Raw genomic sequence first — 19,559 nt, 5'->3', positions numbered from 1 at the left:
CGAATATGATGCCTTATCTAAGCTTGATTCCTTTCACCCTCACACGACATGGCTGCAAACTATCTCAAGGCATAGTCTTATGAGAGAGTTTCTATCTATCCATATAGCGTGACTGAAATACAACGACTAACCAGCTATTATACTACGGCTACGCAATTGAAATGAACTATTGTTCTTAAGGGTATATCTGACTATGCCCTAAACAAAAACCCGCCTAACCTTTTCATTTTACAATCAATTCTAAGCGTACTTTCTCTCAACCCATACCATCATAAGCCTTTAGGTCTGAAGTCTGTTCTGGCGGCGTCTGGTGGCCTCTGGGTGCGTCAATAACCCCCTGAATCGATCAACTCGACTATCTATCCTTATACAATAGCACCATCTGCAACAATAATACGGTTTACAGAACCACCACAGGATCAAATGATTCTTGCAGGGAATTTCTATCATCTATGCAAGCGACGGACACATTCCGGGCACAATTGGTCTTTTTTGAGGCTTGTTTATCTTTATCTAATATTTTTATCTTTCAATATCAGATACTTAGTTTGCCTACCTTCCAATGACACAAAGGATTGAACATCCCATGCGTCTGTTGAAATCACCTTTCAGATAAAAATATATTTCATTTTCAGCACGGGAAGTGTCCGGTTGTCGTTCCTACAAGTAGTGACGGAAAGAAAGGAGAAAGGGAAATGGTTATAGTTGAATTTTCACAAAAGGGGGTTGGGAAGATCTATGTCCAACACGCTGGGGAAGATGAAGAAGTGTCAGATTTCCTTGCCTTACAGTTTGTTAAACCTCGTCTGATAGCCTTACACGCAGTTTTGAAGGACTCTTTTCAGGCAAAAAGTAATGAGAAAAAAATAAAAGCTACGCAAAAGAATTACAGGGGAGAGAATGAACATCCTAAAACCAATAAAAAATAACATAGATCAAGAGTTAAAAGACAAAAAAGCGTGGATTGTCTGGAAAATCGAAAACACAGAAGGCAAACAAACAAAGGTTCCTTACAATGCGAAAACAGGGAGCCGAGCCAAGTCAAACGATCCAGAAACATGGACAGACATCGAAACAGCCTATGGGTCCTACGAAAAAGATATTTATGATGGGATTGGTTTTGTTTTGTCGAAAGAGAATCCGCTTGTGGGTATTGACCTTGACCATTGTGTTGATCCTGAAACCGGAAAGATTGATCCGTGGGCACAAAAGATAGTTGATGGGCTTCCTACCTATTGGGAGCTAAGCCCTTCTGGAACAGGCCTGAGAGCTTTTGTGAAAGGTAAGCTACCACCGGAAGGACGGAAGAAGGGGAATATTGAGCTTTATGAAGCTGGACGGTACTTAACAGTTACAGGTCATAAACTTAACGGCAATCAAATAAAATCCCTGCCGGAAGAACTTAACAAACTTCATGCCGAAACATTCAAGAAAGTTGAAACGAAAAATCAGCCGATGCGACAAAGCTTTAATAATCAAGAGCTTTTGACTAAGGCCTTTGAATCAAAACACGGCCATAAGATTAGGCTCTTATTTAATGGTGACACTTCGGATTATTCTTCACCTTCTGAAGCAGATCAAGCGTTATGTAACTACTTAGCCTTTTGGTTTGATAACAACTATGCAGCTATTGATCAAGTGTTTCGCAGCTCTGGCTTAATGCGTGAGAAGTGGAATGAGAAGCACCATGCGGACGGGCGGACTTATGGTCAGGCAACCATCGGAAAAGCGATAAGCGCAACTAACGAAACATATCAATCAAGGGCACCGAAAGAACCGAAGCAAGAGGAGAAAATCCTTGTAATCAATAAATTTTCCCCCCGGCCATGGGTGGTTAAACTTCGCACCAAGTTCAATTTACGTTCTGATTTCCAAAAGCGGCTCTGGATTTATAATACTCAACTGGATCTCTGGAAAGAAAATGCCGAAACGATTTTAGAGGCTGAGCTTCGTAAAAACCTTTTAGGTGATGAACTCCTAAAACAACACTATGTCGCAGAAATTCTCGCAGATGTTAAAAGCTTGTCATTTTCTCAAACTGAGAATCTTGAACCCCCACCGCACCTAATACCATTTAAGAATATTATTTATAATATAAAAACAGATGAAGAGTTGAAATATAGCCCGGAATATTTTTTCACTTCTAAACTAAATGTAAATTATAACCGGGAAGCAATCTGCCCTTTTATTGACAGTACATTCTCACAGTTGGTTCCTGAGCCAGACCATCTTTTTGAACTAACTGCTTACTGCTTATATCGAGCCTACCCTTACCAGAAATGGTTCTTTCTTTATGGTTCAGGTGGAAACGGAAAGACTGTCTATACTATGATTTTGGAATCACTTTTAGGAAAAGAAAATATTCGATCTATCACAGCGGATCAGTTTGTTGATAACCGCTTTGCAGTGGCCGATCTTCATGGGAAGTTTGCGAACCTTGCAGGGGAAATGTCTTATAATACTCTGGAAAAGACCGCTATTCTCAAACAGCTTGTGGGTGGGGATTTACTACGTGCAGAACGTAAATACAAAGAGCCTTTCTATTTTAACAACTATGCGAAGCTGATTTTTAACACTAATTCACTGCCGAAAACTACCGACAAGACCAGAGCCTTTTATCGCAGGCTATACCTGATTGAATTTCCGAATCGTTTTGAAGGCTCAGACAAGGAAGATAAGCTGCTTTTTCAAAAAATTACACAAAACGAGCTTGAAGGTTTGGCGATTAAGAGCCTGGGGTTTCTTTTGAACCTGTATGACAGGGGTTTTTTTTTCACAAATGATAGGGGGGTGGATGATTTGACGAAAGAATATGAACAACTAACAAACCCTCTTATCACCTTTTTAGCAGAAACAACCGAACAAGATGCTACCGGAACTATTCCTAAATGGCAGCTAAGAGATTTATTTGTTCAATGGTTGTCTGATAAAAGCTTCCGAATATGGAATGACACACAAATAGGTAAGGAAATGAAGACCTTAGGTTATGATGATGGAAGACAAAATTTTGATGGAAGTACTCAAAGATGCTGGTTCGGTATAAGGTGGTTTTCCACAATAGGGGGATAAGTGCTTGATATAATTAACGATGACATAGTTGACATAGTTGACAGGGTATATACAACAATCTCTCTGAGTGTAGAAAGTTGTTGGGAAATGGGTGTCAACCCTGTCAACCCTGTCACTCTCTTGTGGGAAATAATGGTGTAAAAATGGAAATAGTTAATAATCTTAATATGTTAATCGACAACTGAAAGACTAAAACAGGCAAATGCTTAACATAAAGTAAATTAAGACGGAAAAGGAGTTAACGGAGAGTATGAAAAATCTAATAAATGACGATGAAAAGTTTGTAGCACTACTGGATGAAGGAAAGACAGGAAAGGAAGTTGCGGCGTTTTTCAATGTTTCCCCTTCGGCAGTAAGTCAGAGGTTGAAGAAGTTGAAGTTACAGGCGCAGTCAGATGCGGTTTTGACACCATTGAGTAAAGAGAAGCAGGCTTTTGTTATCGAGAGAGCTTCGGGCAAGAATAACCTTGAGGCTGCCCGTGTAGCGTTTCCGAACTGTACCACGAAAGAGTCTTTAAAGGTGATGGGGAGCCGATGCAATGCCGATCCAGATGTTACCATTGCCTTGAGTACTTTAATGGCACAAGAGGGCATCCCGCGCCGCAAACGGATAGGGCGATTGAAGGATATGATTATGAGTCCGGATATGACAGCGGTTGGTAAAGGGCTTGATATGAGTTGGAAACTTGACGGCGCATACGCACCGGAAGAAATTCATATTGTTCCCTATGATCCGGTGGCTATGAGAGAAAGGTTTGCCGAACTCAAAGCCTTGATGCAAGAAGCGATTGAAATGGAAAAAAACACGATTGAAGTCAAAACCACAAACGAATGAAAGGAGAATTGAAAAAATGGATATTCACGATTTACTAAATGGCAAAGAATTGAACAGGGAAAACATCCGAGAATTAGAGCGAAGCCGAAAGCGAGACCCATTGAAGGGTGTGGAGGATGCCGAGTTCTTTTCGGCAACATCAGATGCATTGAAGGAACTCGACAAGCAAGATGACTTGCTAAATGTTTCAATCTTAAAAGAGGATAGTTTTGCTTTGAACATGGCGGCGGATGACGTGCTTGACTTCGATTTCATTGTGAGGGCGAAGCAAAACCCCAAATATCTTGATCCAAATCATAGGGATTATCTGTATGTAAGAGCGGTTGATGCAGCAGTAAAAGAACTGGGCGCAAAGAGAGATGCGGCTTTAAAGCTTCAGTCGGATAGGTAAAAACAGATTTATTAACCCTTAACAGAAGGAGAACCGAAAAATGACACAAGCAGACAAGAGCAAAGTTTTTTCATGGCCGGAAACAGGCCCTTTCCAACCTGATCCTAAAAAGTTTCAGGGCAAAGAGAGTGCAGGTTTTTCGCAAGTTATCATTCCAGGCGAAAAAATAATGCCACAGACAGTCGATCCCCAGATAAAAAGATCAGGCGATCAGTAACCGGAACGGGGCAAGTCAACACGACAAGCCCCAAAAAAACGAGGTAAACAATGGACAAACGACCAGCACCACAAAAAATCTTTGCAAGAGATCGGGATTCTCTTAAGGGCAAGCTGTCTATCCTATTGAGAGAAGAACGGATGTATTTGACTTCCTTGGAATCTGAGCGGGAGCTTGTAGAATCTGAGGAACAGCATTTAAACATCAAGCAATACTTTTTAGAAGTTGCGGAATCTCAACAATATATATCACTTTTAGAAAATCGTATAAAAGAAATGGAGAAAAAATAATGAAGACGGCTGAAGAACTAAGAAAAATGATGAAGGACAAACGCTATTCGGGTTCCAATAATGAACGTGATGCGTCATTTATAAAAGAGGTTGAAGATGGTTTTGTGGCCTTAAATCCATTAAGAGAAGTCCACCCAGAAAGGGTTTCTGAAGCAATTACGTCGGAATATGAAGCCCGGAGAGAACAACTTTCTATTTGTGGGGCGGCCATAACTGAAGCTAAGTCTCAAGTCAACCTGCTTGAATCACAAATTGACAAAATCGAACAGGGCGGGGATCTGAAAAAGATTCGCAAACACTTGTTATTATTGGAAGAAACGGGCTTATACCTCAATATATTGGAGGGTCGTAAGAACGTTATTGGAAAGCTATCGGCTGAAGCAAACGAGCGATACAGACAGGCGGTCGAAGTGACACATCCTTGTTTTGGCTGCAAATGTTTTGTAAATCAGAATCAGAAACCGAGCTGTATTTTCAAAGAGGGCAAACCCGCCGTGCCTACGTCACAAATAGATCAATGCCCTGATCCCGCCGGACAAATGCTTGATAAGGGTAGGCCAATTATAGGCAGAGGGCGAAACCTTCCCTCTCACGGCGAAGGATGAAGATGAAAATCACCTTAACCAACAATCTGACAATTTCCGGGGCACCGGAAGCCTTACTACGAAAAATCAGGGGAATCTTGACCATAGAGAATCCGGTTTTTCTTGATAATAAAAAAATGGGCAGGTGGAATGGGAACACACCTGCTCACTTGAAGTTTTATGAGAAAACAGACAACGGCGGCCTTGTCATTCCCAGAGGTTTTACGAAGCAATTAATAACAATGGCACACGAACTCGACCTACCATATCAGCTTGAAGATAATAGGCGGACATTGCCTGTAATAGACTTCACCTTTCACGGCAAGTTAAGACCGTTTCAAGAGAAGGCAGTTACAGGCATATTGTCACGTGACTTTGGGACATTATCAGCGGCAACTGGATCGGGTAAAACCGTTATAGCCTTATATATGATAGCAAAGCGCAAACAACCGGCATTGATTGTGGTTCACACTAAGGAGCTTTTGAACCAGTGGATTGATCGGATTGAAACCTTCTTAAAAATACCAAAAGATGAAATTGGCATTATAGGCAATGGCAAGCATACCATTGGCGCAAAAATAACCGTGGCACTGGTTCAGTCACTTTATAAATGTGCTGAGGAAGTTTCACAGCATATAGGGCATCTTATTATAGATGAATGCCACCGGGCGCCTTCCAGAACATTCACCGAAGCAGTGACGGCTTTTGATAGTAAATACATGCTTGGATTGAGCGCAACACCCTGGCGGAGAGACGGACTTTCTAAGCTGATATATTGGCATATTGGCGATGTTTCCCATGAGGTCGATAAAACAGGTTTGATTGAGAACGGAGACATCTTACAGGCTGATATTGTTATCAGAGAAACAAACTTCACAACCTGCCTTGATCCATCAAACGAGTATTCAAAAATGCTTTCAGAGCTTACACAAGACACAGAAAGAAACCATTTAATAACTTCAGGTGTAGCCAAAGAAGCAAAGAACGGCGGGGGAATATGTTTGGTGCTGTCAGACAGAAAAGCGCACTGTAAAGCCTTACAGCAAGTCTTGACGGATGATTATAATGTTTCTTCAGTATTACTAACCGGAGATATACCTGCAAAACAAAGACAGGATATTGTCAACCGTTTAAACAAAGGCCGAATCAAGGTGCTTATAGCCACAGGACAGCTTATTGGAGAGGGCTTTGATCTGCCTGAAATGCAAACCTTGTTCTTGACCACACCTATCAGCTTTGACGGCAGGGTTCTTCAATATTTAGGCAGGGTATTAAGACCATCACCCGGTAAGAAAAATGCAAAAGTATATGACTATGCAGACGTGAACGTCGGCGTCTTAAAGGCGGCGGCAAACTCACGGCAAATGGTTTATAAAAAACAAAGATGAAAATGCAAAGGGCAAAAATATCAAAACGTCTTTACTCCATACCGGAGGCGGCGATCTATCTTGGACGAAGTGTCTGGGGAATCCGTGAAATGGTATGGGCGAATAAACTGCCTTGCATTAAGGATGGAAGAAGGGTTTTGCTTGATATTCAAGACATGAATAAATGGATAGAACAAAATAAAACTAATTTTTCTTATTAAACCCCTTGACAAACATAATCCAATGGTTTATAATACAAAATATGAAACCGATTAACTTAAAAAAATGGAGGTTAAAAAACGATTGGAGTCAAGAACAGTTGGCGTCTGCACTGGGTGTTACGATTCAGGCAGTGTCAAGATGGGAACGGGGAACCAGGAAAATTCCTTCTTTTCTTTTTTTAGCACTTGATCAATTGGAAAGTAAGGGGGATGACCTGAAACCTAAAACCAAACGCAAAAGGTTAAGTGGGGGGGAAAAATGGGAATGATCTATAAGAGGGGGGCGGTTTACTGGATAAAGTATTATCGCAACGGAAAACCTTACAGAGAAAGCACAAAGTCAAGCAAGGAAACGGAGGCAAAGCATCTTTTGAAGCGGCGTGAAGGTGAAATCGCACAAGGAAAGATTCCGGGGGTTGTATTTGACAAGGTGAGATTCAAGGACCTGGTAGAAGGATTCCTTGCCGATTATCGGATCAACGAAAAGAAATCCCTTGTGAGAGCAGAAAGAAGCGTCAAACATCTTAACAAGGCATTCGATGGAATGAGAGTAACGAACATAAACAGCCCTGCAATCAACCGCTATATAGAAAAGAGGCTAGAGGAAGGGGCTGCAAATGCAACAATAAACAGGGAGCTTGCCGCATTAAAAAGGATTTTCAATCTTGCCGCAAGACAGACACCACCGAAAATCGACAAGGTGCCTTATATATCTATGCTCAAGGAAAGCAATGTCCGTAAGGGTTTCTTTGAACACAGTGATTTCTTGGCTTTACGGGAGGCCTTGCCGGATTATCTCAAGGGCTTTGTCACCTTTGCCTATAAAACCGGATGGAGGGTGTCAGAAATCAAAGGGCTTACTTGGTCACAGGTTGATCTTGTGAACGGGATTGTTCGACTTGAGACGGGGGAAACTAAGAACGATGAAGGGCGGACAGTCTATCTTGATGAAGAATTACAAGAGGTTTTTCAAAAGCAAGCGGAATATCAAAAAGGAAGAAAGACTATCCTTCCTTGGGTGTTTACCACAAACACGAGCGATAGTGTGCTGAAGGATTTCCGGGGAGCATGGACAACGGCTTGCGAAACGGCTGAGATCGGCAAACGGATATTCCATGATTTTCGCAGGACAGCAATCAGGAACATGGTCAGGGCCGGAATCCCTGAAAGGGTTGCAATGATGATTTCAGGCCATAAGACCAGATCAGTTTTTGACCGATACAACATTGTCAGTGATACCGATTTAAGGCTTGCTTCACAGAAAACGGAAACCTACCTTCAGGCACAAACGGGCACAATTTCGGGCACAGTCACCAAAATTGAAAATAAAAGGGGTCAAGCCGTCAATGCCTAACCCCTTATATATATTCAGTTTTTGGTGCCGGAGGTCGGAATCGAACCGACACGAACTTAAAGCTCGGAGGATTTTGAGTCCTCTGCGTCTACCAATTTCACCACTCCGGCACTAATTAATTTTTAAGTAAAATGGAGATGAATGTCAATAGAATTGCGCTAACTTAAAACTGCAAAAATATCCTTTGCAGCAATTGCTCCGTGCCTCAAAATCGTTGGCTGATTACCGGTAGCGTCGATTACGGTTGATCCAATGCCGCCCTCCAGCGATCCGGCATCAAGTATAAGATCAATTTCATCTGAAATCAGCGGATCAAGATCCGATATTCGCGAGCACCCGGCATGGCCTGAAAAGTTGGCGCTTGTTCCTGTTATCGGGTTGTCCAGCGCGTTTACCAGAGCACAGGCGGCTGTATGTACAGGTATGCGCACGCCGATCGTGCCGGTGCCTGCTGTTAAATTTTCCGGCAGCCCCTCTTTTGCTTTAAATACAATAGTTATTTTTCCGGGCCAAAACCTGTCCATGATAATTGAGGCATAAGATGGGATATGTTGTACAAGACTGTATAAGGCTTCCTGATTTTTTACCAGCACGGAAAGGGGTTTATTATGAGGACGATTCTTTATTTTGAAAACCCTGTCGATTGCATCCACATTAAAGGCGTCCGCCCCAAGCCCATAAATAAAGCTTGTGGGAAATATTACGACTCCGCCTTTTTCCATGGCACACGCCGCCTCAACGATTAAAGCATGCTCAGGATTGACCGGATCTATCCTTCTTATCTTATCAAACACCTGACACTTAACACGTTTCATAACATATTAAGCTTGTTTGCTTTTTGGTCAACCTGAATTGCCATTTCCGTTTTGAAACCATCCAGTATTTTTGCAAGTTCAGGATCAGAAACAGCAAGTATCTGGGCGGCAAGTATGCCTGCGTTTGTTGCCCCTGGTTTGCCGATTGAAACCGTGGCAACAGGAATGCCCGGAGGCATTTGCACGGTGGAAAGGAGTGCATCAAGACCTTTCAAGGCAGAAGAATCTATCGGAACCCCTATGACCGGAATGGTAGTATGCGCGGCAATTACTCCTGCAAGATGGGCTGCGTGTCCTGCGCCGGCGATGATAACCTTTATCCCTTGTTTTTGGGCGGAAGATGCAAATTCAGTTGCCCTTTGGGGGCTCCTGTGGGCAGATGCTACGGTCATTTTATACGGGATGCCGAATTTTTTCAAAATTGCGATTGTTTCTTCCATAACAGCATAATCTGAATCGCTTCCCATGACAATCCCTACTCTTGGGGGTTGTTTTAGCCTTTCAACAGCCTTTTGCCCTATATCCTTGCGATAATATACATTGTCCCACGATATTTTCGAGACAGCCCTGTATGCTTTTGATATTGCATTTGTTACAGAATCTCCAAGGGCTGTAACTCCCAGGACGCGTCCGCCGCTTGAAACAACTGTTTTGTCCTTTGCAGCGGTGCCGGCATGAAAAACAACAACATCTTTCATCCGGCTAACATTTTTCAGGCCTGTAATCGGCATTCCTTTTTTATATGACCCGGGATATCCGCCGGATGCCATGACAACGCATACAGATGCTCTGTCGTCGATTTCCAGCCTGCATTTATCCAGCCCTCCTTGAATTGTAGCCTCCATTATCGGAATTATGTCGTTTTTTATGCGGATTAACAGGGGCTGAGTCTCAGGATCTCCAAAGCGCGCATTAAATTCAAGAACCTTAATCTGATCTTTATCAATCATGAGACCGGCATACAGGACCCCTTTGTATGGACGACCTTCGGCTTCCATAGCACGAACCGTAGGGATCATAATGTCTTCCATAATTTTCCTGCTCATATACTTATCTACTATCGGAGCCGGAGAATATGCCCCCATGCCTCCTGTATTCGGCCCTTTGTCGTTTTCATATATTGCTTTGTGATCCTGGGAAGAGGGGAGAGGAAGCACGGTTTTGCCGTCGGTAAAGGCGATAAAAGAGGCCTCTTCGCCGAACAGGCATTCTTCAATCACCACCTTGTTTCCCGCATCGCCAAAATCTTTCTTTATCATTATTTTTTTTAGAGCGTTAAGTGCCTCGCTGACTGTCGCGCATACAATCACGCCCTTGCCTGCGGCAAGCCCGTCAGCCTTTACAACAACAGGGGCGCCCATTTCCCGTAAATAGGTTTCAGCTTTTTTATAACTGGTAAATGTCCGGCCGACAGCGGTCGGGATCTTGTATTTATTCATCAGGTTTTTTGCAAAGGATTTGCTGGATTCTATTTTAGCTGCTTTTTTTGTCGCTCCGAAAATATTCAAGCCTTGTGTTTCAAAAACATCAACTATCCCAGCCGACAGCGGCCCTTCCGGGCCGACGACTGTGAGATCAATTTTTTTATCTTTTGCAAATAAAACAAGATTATCTATATCTTCTGCGCTGATCGGCACGCAGGTTGCCATGTCGGCAATTCCCGCATTTCCTGGCGCGCAATATATTTTTTTTACTTTCGGACTTTGAGCAATTTTCCAGACAAAGGCATGTTCTCTGCCGCCGCTGCCGATCACTAAAACTTTCATAATACCCCCACAAAAAACTTTTACCACAGAGATCAATGTCATTAACTTAGGCAGTTTTATTATTAGTCACCACGAAGAACACGAAGGATTTTTTCTTTGTCTTCGCTCACTTCGTGCTCTTCGTGGTGAAAATAAAAACTAAGCGTATTTAAGCAGTTGCGAGTTTTTCCAGCAAATCCTGTTTTATCTGATCTAGTTCCTGCCTGTCTATACTTGCCCCTTTAACGCCGCCGTTTAAAGCAATTTCCGAAAGATAATATTTATTGGTATCGGCTATCATCAGATCTATGTGCGCGTAAGGAAATTTACCGCGTTTCATGACGGCGCGGCTGAATTCCTCTTTTTCTATATCCAGATCATAAGGAGAGCTTTTGCCTCCTGCTGCTATATTCATCCTGAAATTATTCGGATTATATCTGGTATATGCCTCAACATAATTGCCTGCAATGATTATCCGCACATCTATATAATTTTTCAGAAACGGCTGCAATACAAAGGGATATGAAGTCTCCGACATGGCTGTGCAACTATAAAGGTTTTCAATTGTTTCCCATCTACTGACTCCAACACCGCAGTGCAGATGATCCCGCTTGGTTACAACAACGCTGATATTATTTTTATTGTATTGGTTTATCGATTCAATCAGGTCCATTCGTCGCTTGATAACGCATGTATGAGGTAGCATCCATTTCTTAAAAACAAGTGCCTGGGCGACTTTGGAGCTGTTTAAGGTTTGTGCAAGAGGGGAGGGGAAGCAGCGCACACCTCTTTCAATTAAATCGATAAGCATATATGGTTTCAGGTGGTTTGATGATATAATTCCCATGATAACATCGTTGCTGCAAAGTTCATGATATTGTCGCTTTAATTCGCTATTTTTTCTGATTATCATGAGGATGTCTGCTCTTTTTATGTCTTTCGATGCCAAGCTCTATCAAGTTATCGAGAAGCCGGTCAAAACTAATTCCCGCTGTTTTCGCGGCCAACGGGAAAAGGCTTGTTTCAGTCATGCCCGGGATGGTGTTGGTCTCAAGAACATATATATCTTTGTTGTCGAGGATCATATCGGTTCGGCTGTATCCTTTGCAGCCAAGTGCCAGGTGGGCTGTTTTTGCATATGTTTTAGCCTTCTCGGCCAGATTGTCATCAATACGGGCAGGGCAGATTTCTTGAGTTATGCCGGCAGTATATTTTGCATGAAAATCAAAAAAATCATGTTCTTTATCAGGTATGATTTCAACAATAGGGAAAACCTCCGGCTTATCATTGCCGATAACAGCGCCTGTAAGTTCAATGCCTTTTATATATGTTTCGATAAGGACCGCGTCGTCAAAAGCAAAAGCAATATCAACGGCGTTTTTAAGTGAATCTATTGATTTGACCATGGACATTCCAATGCTTGAACCGCCGCTGACCGGTTTGATTACCAGGGGCAGGCCCAGCTGATCAACATATTTTTCAGGATTAATTTTATCGCTTCGCCTGATTGCGATATATGGCGGGACAGGGATGTTGGATTGTTCATAGAGCTTTTTTGAAACAAGCTTGTTCATTGCAACAGCGCTTCCAAGAACTCCTGATCCCTGATATGGAATATCAAGAAGATCGAGAAGTCCCTGAATTGTGCCGTCTTCGCCAAAAAGCCCATGTAATATTATAAGAGCAAGATCGATTTTAGATGCATCTGCCATCAAACGCTCAAGGTCTGTTTTTGGATCATATCTTATTACAATGTATTTTTCCTTGTCCAGAGCCTCATAAACATGGTCCCCTCCGCAAAGCGAAACCTTGCGCTCAGAAGAAATACCTCCGGAAAGAAGAGCAATTGTTAGTTTTTTCATATCACGAATTGAGTGAGTCAAAGGATTTGAAGATCTGCTGTTTAGCTATATTATATTCATCCCGACTAATCAGGTTGTTTTCAAGCAGGTTGGCAAGTTCTGTGAGTTGTCTGATACGCATAGAGCTTGAGTCCTCCAGTTGCAAGAATTGTTTTGATTGATCATTACCCAATGTCGGCATGTTGCCCGGCCTACCTATTTTAAAAGATGCCAACCCTCCTAAAACACTTACTTCAACCGGTCTTCCGCTAAACATCGGGGAACTCAGGGTTTCTTTAAGAGTCTTCCCTTCCTCTTTCATGCGCCTGTAAATATAATATACGGCTGCAATTATTATTACGGCGCCGCCTATAAGAATCCATAGCATATAATTAATGATGCCACGGAAAAAAATAACCATAAGTCCAACGCTCGCAAGCAAAACAACATGAAGCACGAGAATAAAACAGGCCAGCATGATCCATTTAAAAGGGCTGTCCGCATCTTCTTTTTTCTTAAACAGCATCTGTTATTTATAAAGCTTGTTTTGCGGTTTAATACGTTCTGGATGCCGGATCAATTCCGGCATGACGATTTCGACTTTTTACAAATTTATTAACTATAATATACTTGGTATTATATTATCAAGCTCAAAAAGGGCTGATAATAAAAAAGGCTCCTCTTTTAAGAGAAGCCTTTTTAAAGTAAAGATGGTGGCGATGCAGGGAGTTGAACCCCGGACACTACGGATATGAGCCGTATGCTCTAACCAACTGAGCTACATCGCCGGATTTTTTAAAAAAAGATTTTAGTAGCAGTTCATATTCATATAGTCAAGAAGTAATCGGTTCAACCCTTATTTTGTGCAGGAGAGGACCCCGCAACTTCAACCGTGTACTCTTTTATATTGTCTTCAATATTTGCAAACACTATCATAAACTGGAGCACTTCGCCCGGCTTAATATTTACATTTGATTTATTATCGCCCGAAAGGTTTAAGAGCCTTTTGTTTATTGAATTCATATCCATAGTTGACAGGTCCTCGTCAGACAGCACATTGCCGCAGCAAACAGTTGCTGTTTTTGAAAGAGCTCTTTCTTCGTCATAGAGTTTTCCTGTTACTCTAATAAAACTGCGTGCTCCGGAATATCCATTTTTAACCTTGCCTGATATAATAAAAAGTTCTCCGGACTCAGGGTTGTCGATGGATTTATCGGCGATATCAAAAGCAATTATTTTCAGGTCGCCGACCTCATCCTGAACAGCGGGTTCAACAAGATCGCTGATAAAAGGGATTTTGATATTCATGCTATTTAGCGCCATATAGGTGCCATAGGCCCCTGCTGTCAAAAGCGCTATGATCAACGCAACCAGTACCGGAGTGCTGATACGTTTTTTCTCAGCAGGCGTTGTTTCCTGTTCGGTTGTTATTGAGGCTTCTTCTGTTTCAACATCAGCCTCCTTTGGTTTTTCAACCTCTTCTTTTTCCATTTGATCGGCCTGAGGCTCTAAATTTACAGTTTCTGCGACCTCTTTATCAGCCTCCTTTGGTTTTTCAACCTCTTCTTTTTCCATTTGATCGGCCTGAAGCTCTAAATCTACAGTTTCTGCGACCTCCTTTTTAATTTCTTCCTTATCAACATCCGCAAGTTCAAGTTCCTGCTCAGGCTCCTTGAGCTCTTCTTTAACTAAAGGTTCCGCATCCAGCTCAAATTCAATCTCTTCAGGCTCTTCTTTTACCTTGGTTTCAGTTTCCGGCGTTTCTTCTATATCAAACATATAAAGTTCCTCTTCCTCGGTTTCGAAAGCTGGCTCTGCTTCTTCTTCTGTTTCAGATCCAACCATTTCTTCAGCCGGCCCGGCAACTCTTTCCATCTCAGTCGGCGGATAGGCCAGGAAAATATTCCGGCATTTTGAGCACCGGACTTTGGAACCCGACTGTTTTAAAAGATTTTCATCTAAATTAAACTTTGTATTGCATTTTTCACAGGTTATAATCATGGCATGCTCCACTATCTATAGTTTTAAGTGGTAAATATCCGCTAAGTGCCTGAAGTTTTCATTATAATCAATTCCATATCCAACAATGAATCCTTCTTTTAATACATGACCAACGTAATCAACTTTAATATTTACCTCACGCCGCTCATGTTTATCAAGCAGAGAACAGATTTTTACAGACTTTGGGCCAAAAGATTTCAAGTAATCAACAAGATAGGTTAAGGTCAAACCTGTATCTACAATATCTTCGATTATCAGCACATCCTTATTTTTTATATCAAGCTCTATTTCTTTGGTCAAACGGATGTTGCCTGATGAAGAGGTGCCGGAACCATAGCTGGATACACGAACAAAATCGATCTTAACAGGAATAGTAAGACGGCGCATTAGATCGGATAAAAAAACAAAGGCTCCCTTTAAAACGCCGATAAGAACAGGCTCGCTATTTTTATAGTCAGATGAAATTCTGCACGCGAGGTCATCTACTATTTTTTCAATACTATTTTTTTTAAGAACAGGAATTAGTTCATACATATGCTTTTTTACCTAACAGTTCGGACACTAAGGCACAAAGCCACAAAGGATGGATATGATAGATAAATTGGGGAATTGCGAATTGAGGAATTAAAACAAATAGAATACCTTCAATTCCTAAATTCCCAAATTATAAATTTTAAGAAAATTATATTATAATCTTAGTGTCTTTGTGGCTGAACCATTGCAAATTTTCATAAAACTACATTGGCCAGGTAGCCATGTCAATAAATTTAGTTTGCTACAAACCAGCCTTTTCTAATTGTTTAATCAGCGATTTTTGATTATCACTGAGACTTTTCGGCAGATAGATATTGATAATTACAAAAAGATCCCCTTTTTCTCGGGTTTGCATATTTGGGAGCCCGTAGCCGGAGAGTCTCATTTTAGTTTTATGCTTTGTTCCGGCAGGTATTTTCAAATTTAACTCTTTTCCTTCAACAGTCGGAACAGATACGCTGGTTCCAAGAAGGGCTTCGCTTAATTTTATTTCACTGTTTATATAAAGGTTATATCCTTTTATGCTGTAAACCGGATCGCCAAGCACTTTGGATTGAATGTACAGATCCCCGGGAGGTCCTCCATATGGGCTTTGCTGACCTTTTCCTGCAAGGCGAAGTTTTTTTCCTGAAATCATTCCTTTTGGAATTTTTACTGTTATATTTTCACTGTGACCATTATGCTGCAATTTTACAGTCTTGTTTGTTCCGGTTGCCACCTCCTGTATTGTAAGATGTAATTCATATAGCAGGTCAGATCCTTTGATTTGAGCTTGCCGGCCTCTTGCACGCGTGCCAAAAGGGGAATTATTTTCAAATGCAAAGCGCATGTCGCCCTGCTTGCCGGTGGAGAAGCTTGCGCCGCCCATGCCGAACTCTCTTAGAATATCTGAAAAATTAAAACCTTTAAATATGTCTTCCTGTGAATAGCGCTGCTGGAATCCGGTTGAGCCGAACGTGTCATATTGGCTGCGTTTTTTCTTGTCGCTAAGAACAGCATAAGCCTCACTTATTTTCTTAAACTTTTCTTCATCTGCTTTATCTCCTTTAGTATGATCAGGATGATACTTCATGGCAAGCTTCCGATAAGCCTTTTTGATTTCCCCATCAGAAGCATCTTTGCTTATGCCAAGCATTTTATAATAATCGGTTGCAGACATTTATATTTCCTTATTAAATTTAATTAGTTGTAATGTTTTATCCTTATATTTCTCTGTGATCTCTGTGTGCTCCGTGGTGAAAATAGTTGGTTTTTCCTGGTTTAAAGTGTCAACTTTTAGTATTCAGCCTTTTTTCTGAAACTTTAATGCCGATCATCAGCGCAGAAAGCGCTGCAGGTGTGATCCCTTCTATGCGGGATGCCTGGCCGAGTGAAGACGGCTTTATAGAGGAAAGCTTTTCTTTCAGTTCATTTGAAAGGCCGTACACTGCGGAAAAATTAAAATCTTCCGGTAGTTTCATGTATTCCATATTTTTGAATTTTTTGATTTCACTCAATTGCCTTTTAATATAACCTTCGTATTTAATTTCTATCTCCACCTGCCTGGCAACCCTTTTACTTATATAGTCAGGGCTTGGGGCCAATGTTTCAACGCCACGATAGTCAATCTCCGATCTTTTAAGGATCTGATCAAGATATATACCGCTGCTTAATGGCATTGTCCCCCTGTTTTGCAGGTAATCGTTTGTTTCTTTTGCCGGCTTAATAAGTGTCTTTTTTATTCTCTTTATCTCTTTATTGATCTGTTTTTTTCGTTCCTTAACATCATGAAGCATGTCATTATTAATAAGACCCAGCTCATACCCTGTTTCCGTTAACCTTAAGTCAGCATTATCTTCACGCAGCATAAGCCTGTATTCCGCCCTTGAAGTAAACATGCGATAAGGTTCACGTGTTCCTCTGGTGACAAGATCGTCGATCATAACACCCATATAGGCCTGCGACCTGTCAAGAATAAAGGGAGGTCTTGCCTGAGCCTTGCACGCCGCGTTAATGCCGGCCCATAGACCCTGGGCCGCAGCCTCTTCATAGCCCGATGTCCCGTTGATCTGGCCGGCCAGAAACAGCCCTGCAATCGGCCTGGTCTCAAGTGTGGGCTTAAGCTGTAAAGGGTCGACATAATCGTATTCTATGGCATATGCCGGACGCATTATTTCAGCCTGTTCCAGCCCTTTTACGGATCTGACAAGGCGCACCTGAATTTCAATTGGGAGGCTGTTCCCAAGGCCGCTGGCATAAATTTCATCAGTGTCAAGACCTTCAGGCTCAAGGATAACCTGGTGCCTGTCTTTATCCGGGAATCTCACTATCTTATCTTCAAAAGAAGGGCAGTACCTCGCGGAGACTCCTTTTATGATCCCACTGTAAAGAGCGGATTGTTTTAGATTGTCTTGCACGATCTTGTGACTGTTTGGATTTGTATGTCCGATATAACTCGGGAGTTGCGGCATAATAATTTTTTGGGTGAAAAACGAAAACGGAGTGGGGGAGAGCTCTGGGTCCTGCTTTGTAAACATCGAAAAATCAATGCTGGTTTTCCTGAGCCTGGGAGGGGTGCCGGTTTTCATCCTTCCAAGTTTAAACCCAAGAGCATTGAGATGTGAGGGAAGGCCATAAGAGGCAAACTCCCCGGCTCTTCCGGCCTTGATTGAATTAAATCCTATATGTATTAAACCTTTTAAAAATGTTCCTGTGGCCAGAACAACCGTTTCAGACTGATATCCGAATCCTGTATTATCCTCAACACCGGCGATTTTGCCATTCTCCACAACAAGCTTTTCAACCATTGCCTGCTTGAGTTCCAGACCGGGCTGCCTTTCAATTACAGCCTTCATGGTCATATGATAGCGCATTTTATCATTCTGTGTCCTGGTCGAATGCACTGCCGGCCCTTTTTTTGTATTCAGCGTTCTATACTGTATCGCGGTTTTGTCTGCTGTTTTTGCCATTTCTCCGCCAAGGGCATCTATCTCTTTTACAAGCTGCCCCTTTGCCATGCCTCCTATTGACGGGCTGCACGGCATTGCGGCAACCTTATCAAGATCGATAGCCATGATAAGAACACTGCATCCCATTCTTGCTGCCGCAAGAGCGGCCTCACATCCGGCATGACCTGCGCCTACAACGATAACATCATATTTTGTGCTGTAAAAAGCCATATAACGATTTTTCGCTTTCCTTTTTTTGAGTAATATATATTATAATGATCTCGTAAAAAGTCAAAAAAACTGCTTTTTACAAAATGTGTTAAATTTTAAGTGTTAAGTGTTAGGTGGTAAGTTAAAGCAATTTTATGTTTAATTTCTTAACACCTAACACCCGATAATTTTATAATCATATAATCGCTTTATGGGTCAGGTCAAGCAGTGAATTGATTGTTATGAGTGAGAGATATTACGATTTTAACCACTATCTCAGAAGTATCTTTGGTTGCAGGGTGCAAAAAATAACCATTGACGCTGGGCTCTCCTGCCCGAACAGGGATGGTACAATTTCAAGAAAAGGGTGCATATATTGCAATCCCAGTGGTTCGGGAACCGGTGCTCATGCAAAAGGGCTTTCAGTTACCGAGCAGATAATAAATGGAAAAAAAAGGCTTTCTGCGAAATACAAGGCAAAAAAATTCATAGCCTATTTTCAGTCGTTTTCAAATACATATGCGCCTTTTGACAGGCTGAAAAGCCTTTATGAAGAGGCTGTGGCAATAGATGACGTAGTCGGCCTTTCAATCGGGACAAGGCCTGATTGTGTGGATGAACCGATTTTGAATCTTCTTCAGGGTTATGCAAAACATTACCATGTCTGGATCGAATACGGCCTGCAGTCAGTACACGACAGCACGCTTGCCTTTATAAATCGCGGGCATGATTTTCAATGCTTTAAAAAAGCGGTAGAGGCAACTGAAAACAGGGGTATAAAGATATGCACACATGTAATTTTAGGCCTTCCCAATGAAGAAAGGGGCCACATGCTTGAAACAGCAAAAAAGATTGCAACCATGGGGATAGACGGAATAAAGCTCCACCTTCTCTATGTTGTCAAGGGAACAGATCTTGAAAATCTGTACCTGCGGGGTAAATACAGGTGTCTTGGAGAGCAGGAATATGTCGAGCTGGTTTGTGATTTTCTGGAACTTATTCCGCATAATATGGTAATTCAGCGTCTTACCGGAGATCCTCATCCTGAAGAGCTTGTTGCACCGGCATGGTCATTAAAAAAGAGGGAAACACTTGCTTTAATAACGGAAACTCTTGAAAAAAGGGATTCATGGCAGGGAAAAAGGAATTAAGGGATTT

21 protein-coding genes and 2 tRNA genes are annotated in these 19,559 nt (G+C 41.9%); 12 read left to right on the top strand and 11 right to left on the bottom strand.

Annotation, left to right across the window (positions count from 1 at the left end):
• The first annotated feature begins 695 nt into the window (after window positions 1-695).
• From VMW78_09975 to VMW78_09925, 11 genes are all read left to right on the top strand, one after another.
• Entirely contained in the window at window positions 696-929 is a 234-nt protein-coding gene (locus VMW78_09975; GenBank protein ID HUV51329.1) for a hypothetical protein, read from the top strand.
• Complete coding sequence (locus VMW78_09970) at window positions 901-3,069, top strand: phage/plasmid primase, P4 family (GenBank protein ID HUV51328.1); 2,169 nt, start codon at window positions 901-903, stop codon at window positions 3,067-3,069. The genes VMW78_09975 and VMW78_09970 overlap by 29 nt, the downstream gene beginning before the upstream one ends.
• Window positions 3,070-3,319: 250 nt before the next feature.
• Window positions 3,320-3,904 (top strand): winged helix-turn-helix domain-containing protein, encoded by a 585-nt coding sequence (locus tag VMW78_09965; protein ID HUV51327.1) that lies wholly within the window; start codon window positions 3,320-3,322, stop codon window positions 3,902-3,904.
• 16 nt (window positions 3,905-3,920) lie between these two features.
• On the top strand, window positions 3,921-4,295 hold the full coding sequence (locus tag VMW78_09960) for a hypothetical protein (GenBank protein HUV51326.1): 375 nt from the start codon (window positions 3,921-3,923) through the stop codon (window positions 4,293-4,295).
• Between the two features lie 40 nt (window positions 4,296-4,335).
• A complete protein-coding gene (locus tag VMW78_09955) occupies window positions 4,336-4,512 on the top strand; it encodes a hypothetical protein (protein ID HUV51325.1) in 177 nt (58 codons plus the stop codon).
• A 50-nt stretch (window positions 4,513-4,562) separates the two neighbouring features.
• Window positions 4,563-4,802: a hypothetical protein gene (locus tag VMW78_09950; GenBank protein ID HUV51324.1), complete on the top strand. Its 240-nt coding sequence runs from the start codon at window positions 4,563-4,565 to the stop codon at window positions 4,800-4,802.
• Window positions 4,802-5,407: a hypothetical protein gene (locus VMW78_09945; GenBank protein ID HUV51323.1), complete on the top strand. Its 606-nt coding sequence runs from the start codon at window positions 4,802-4,804 to the stop codon at window positions 5,405-5,407. Before VMW78_09950 ends, VMW78_09945 begins: the two co-directional genes overlap by 1 nt.
• 2 nt (window positions 5,408-5,409) lie before the next feature.
• The gene (locus tag VMW78_09940; protein HUV51322.1) at window positions 5,410-6,774 is read left to right on the top strand and encodes a DEAD/DEAH box helicase; all 1,365 of its coding nucleotides are present in this window, start codon (window positions 5,410-5,412) and stop codon (window positions 6,772-6,774) included.
• A gap of 2 nt (window positions 6,775-6,776) precedes the next feature.
• Complete coding sequence (locus tag VMW78_09935; GenBank protein ID HUV51321.1) at window positions 6,777-6,974, top strand: helix-turn-helix domain-containing protein; 198 nt, start codon at window positions 6,777-6,779, stop codon at window positions 6,972-6,974.
• A gap of 41 nt (window positions 6,975-7,015) precedes the next feature.
• Entirely contained in the window at window positions 7,016-7,243 is a 228-nt protein-coding gene (locus VMW78_09930; protein HUV51320.1) for a helix-turn-helix transcriptional regulator, read from the top strand.
• Window positions 7,240-8,328 (top strand): site-specific integrase, encoded by a 1,089-nt coding sequence (locus VMW78_09925; GenBank protein ID HUV51319.1) that lies wholly within the window; start codon window positions 7,240-7,242, stop codon window positions 8,326-8,328. The genes VMW78_09930 and VMW78_09925 overlap by 4 nt, the downstream gene beginning before the upstream one ends.
• Window positions 8,329-8,350: 22 nt before the next feature.
• Here VMW78_09925 and VMW78_09920 read toward each other — a convergent pair.
• The 11 genes from VMW78_09920 to mnmG all read right to left on the bottom strand — a co-directional run bounded on the left by VMW78_09920 (window position 8,351) and on the right by mnmG (window position 18,422).
• Window positions 8,351-8,438: transfer RNA gene (locus VMW78_09920), tRNA-Leu, on the bottom strand.
• 48 nt (window positions 8,439-8,486) lie between these two features.
• Window positions 8,487-9,143 (bottom strand): L-threonylcarbamoyladenylate synthase, encoded by a 657-nt coding sequence (locus VMW78_09915; GenBank protein ID HUV51318.1) that lies wholly within the window; start codon window positions 9,141-9,143, stop codon window positions 8,487-8,489.
• Window positions 9,140-10,909 (bottom strand): phosphoribosylamine--glycine ligase, encoded by a 1,770-nt coding sequence (gene purD, locus VMW78_09910; GenBank protein ID HUV51317.1) that lies wholly within the window; start codon window positions 10,907-10,909, stop codon window positions 9,140-9,142. Before purD ends, VMW78_09915 begins: the two co-directional genes overlap by 4 nt.
• Window positions 10,910-11,057: 148 nt before the next feature.
• The gene (locus tag VMW78_09905) at window positions 11,058-11,801 is read right to left on the bottom strand and encodes a hypothetical protein (GenBank protein HUV51316.1); all 744 of its coding nucleotides are present in this window, start codon (window positions 11,799-11,801) and stop codon (window positions 11,058-11,060) included.
• Window positions 11,782-12,750: a D-alanine--D-alanine ligase gene (locus VMW78_09900; GenBank protein ID HUV51315.1), complete on the bottom strand. Its 969-nt coding sequence runs from the start codon at window positions 12,748-12,750 to the stop codon at window positions 11,782-11,784. The genes VMW78_09905 and VMW78_09900 overlap by 20 nt, the downstream gene beginning before the upstream one ends.
• A 1-nt stretch (window position 12,751) precedes the next feature.
• On the bottom strand, window positions 12,752-13,255 hold the full coding sequence (locus VMW78_09895; GenBank protein ID HUV51314.1) for an SHOCT domain-containing protein: 504 nt from the start codon (window positions 13,253-13,255) through the stop codon (window positions 12,752-12,754).
• Between the two features lie 185 nt (window positions 13,256-13,440).
• Window positions 13,441-13,517, bottom strand: a tRNA-Met gene (locus VMW78_09890).
• Between the two features lie 61 nt (window positions 13,518-13,578).
• Window positions 13,579-14,730 carry a DUF3426 domain-containing protein gene (locus VMW78_09885; protein HUV51313.1) on the bottom strand — a complete coding sequence of 384 codons (1,152 nt, stop codon included), beginning with the start codon at window positions 14,728-14,730 and terminating at the stop codon, window positions 13,579-13,581.
• A gap of 15 nt (window positions 14,731-14,745) precedes the next feature.
• Complete coding sequence (hpt, locus tag VMW78_09880) at window positions 14,746-15,264, bottom strand: hypoxanthine phosphoribosyltransferase (protein HUV51312.1); 519 nt, start codon at window positions 15,262-15,264, stop codon at window positions 14,746-14,748.
• A 241-nt stretch (window positions 15,265-15,505) separates the two neighbouring features.
• Window positions 15,506-16,423: a DnaJ C-terminal domain-containing protein gene (locus tag VMW78_09875; GenBank protein ID HUV51311.1), complete on the bottom strand. Its 918-nt coding sequence runs from the start codon at window positions 16,421-16,423 to the stop codon at window positions 15,506-15,508.
• Window positions 16,424-16,532: 109 nt separating this feature from the next.
• A complete protein-coding gene (gene mnmG / locus VMW78_09870; protein HUV51310.1) occupies window positions 16,533-18,422 on the bottom strand; it encodes a tRNA uridine-5-carboxymethylaminomethyl(34) synthesis enzyme MnmG in 1,890 nt (629 codons plus the stop codon).
• 221 nt (window positions 18,423-18,643) lie between these two features.
• On the opposite strand from mnmG, the gene VMW78_09865 reads away from it, so the two are divergent.
• Window positions 18,644-19,552: a TIGR01212 family radical SAM protein gene (locus VMW78_09865; protein ID HUV51309.1), complete on the top strand. Its 909-nt coding sequence runs from the start codon at window positions 18,644-18,646 to the stop codon at window positions 19,550-19,552.
• Window positions 19,553-19,559: the final 7 nt, after the last annotated feature.

This window comes from Anaerolineae bacterium (assembly GCA_035529315.1).
Classification (GTDB): Bacteria; Desulfobacterota; Desulfobacteria; order Desulfobacterales; family ETH-SRB1; genus Desulfaltia.
This window is presented reverse-complemented; position numbering and strand designations above follow the sequence as displayed.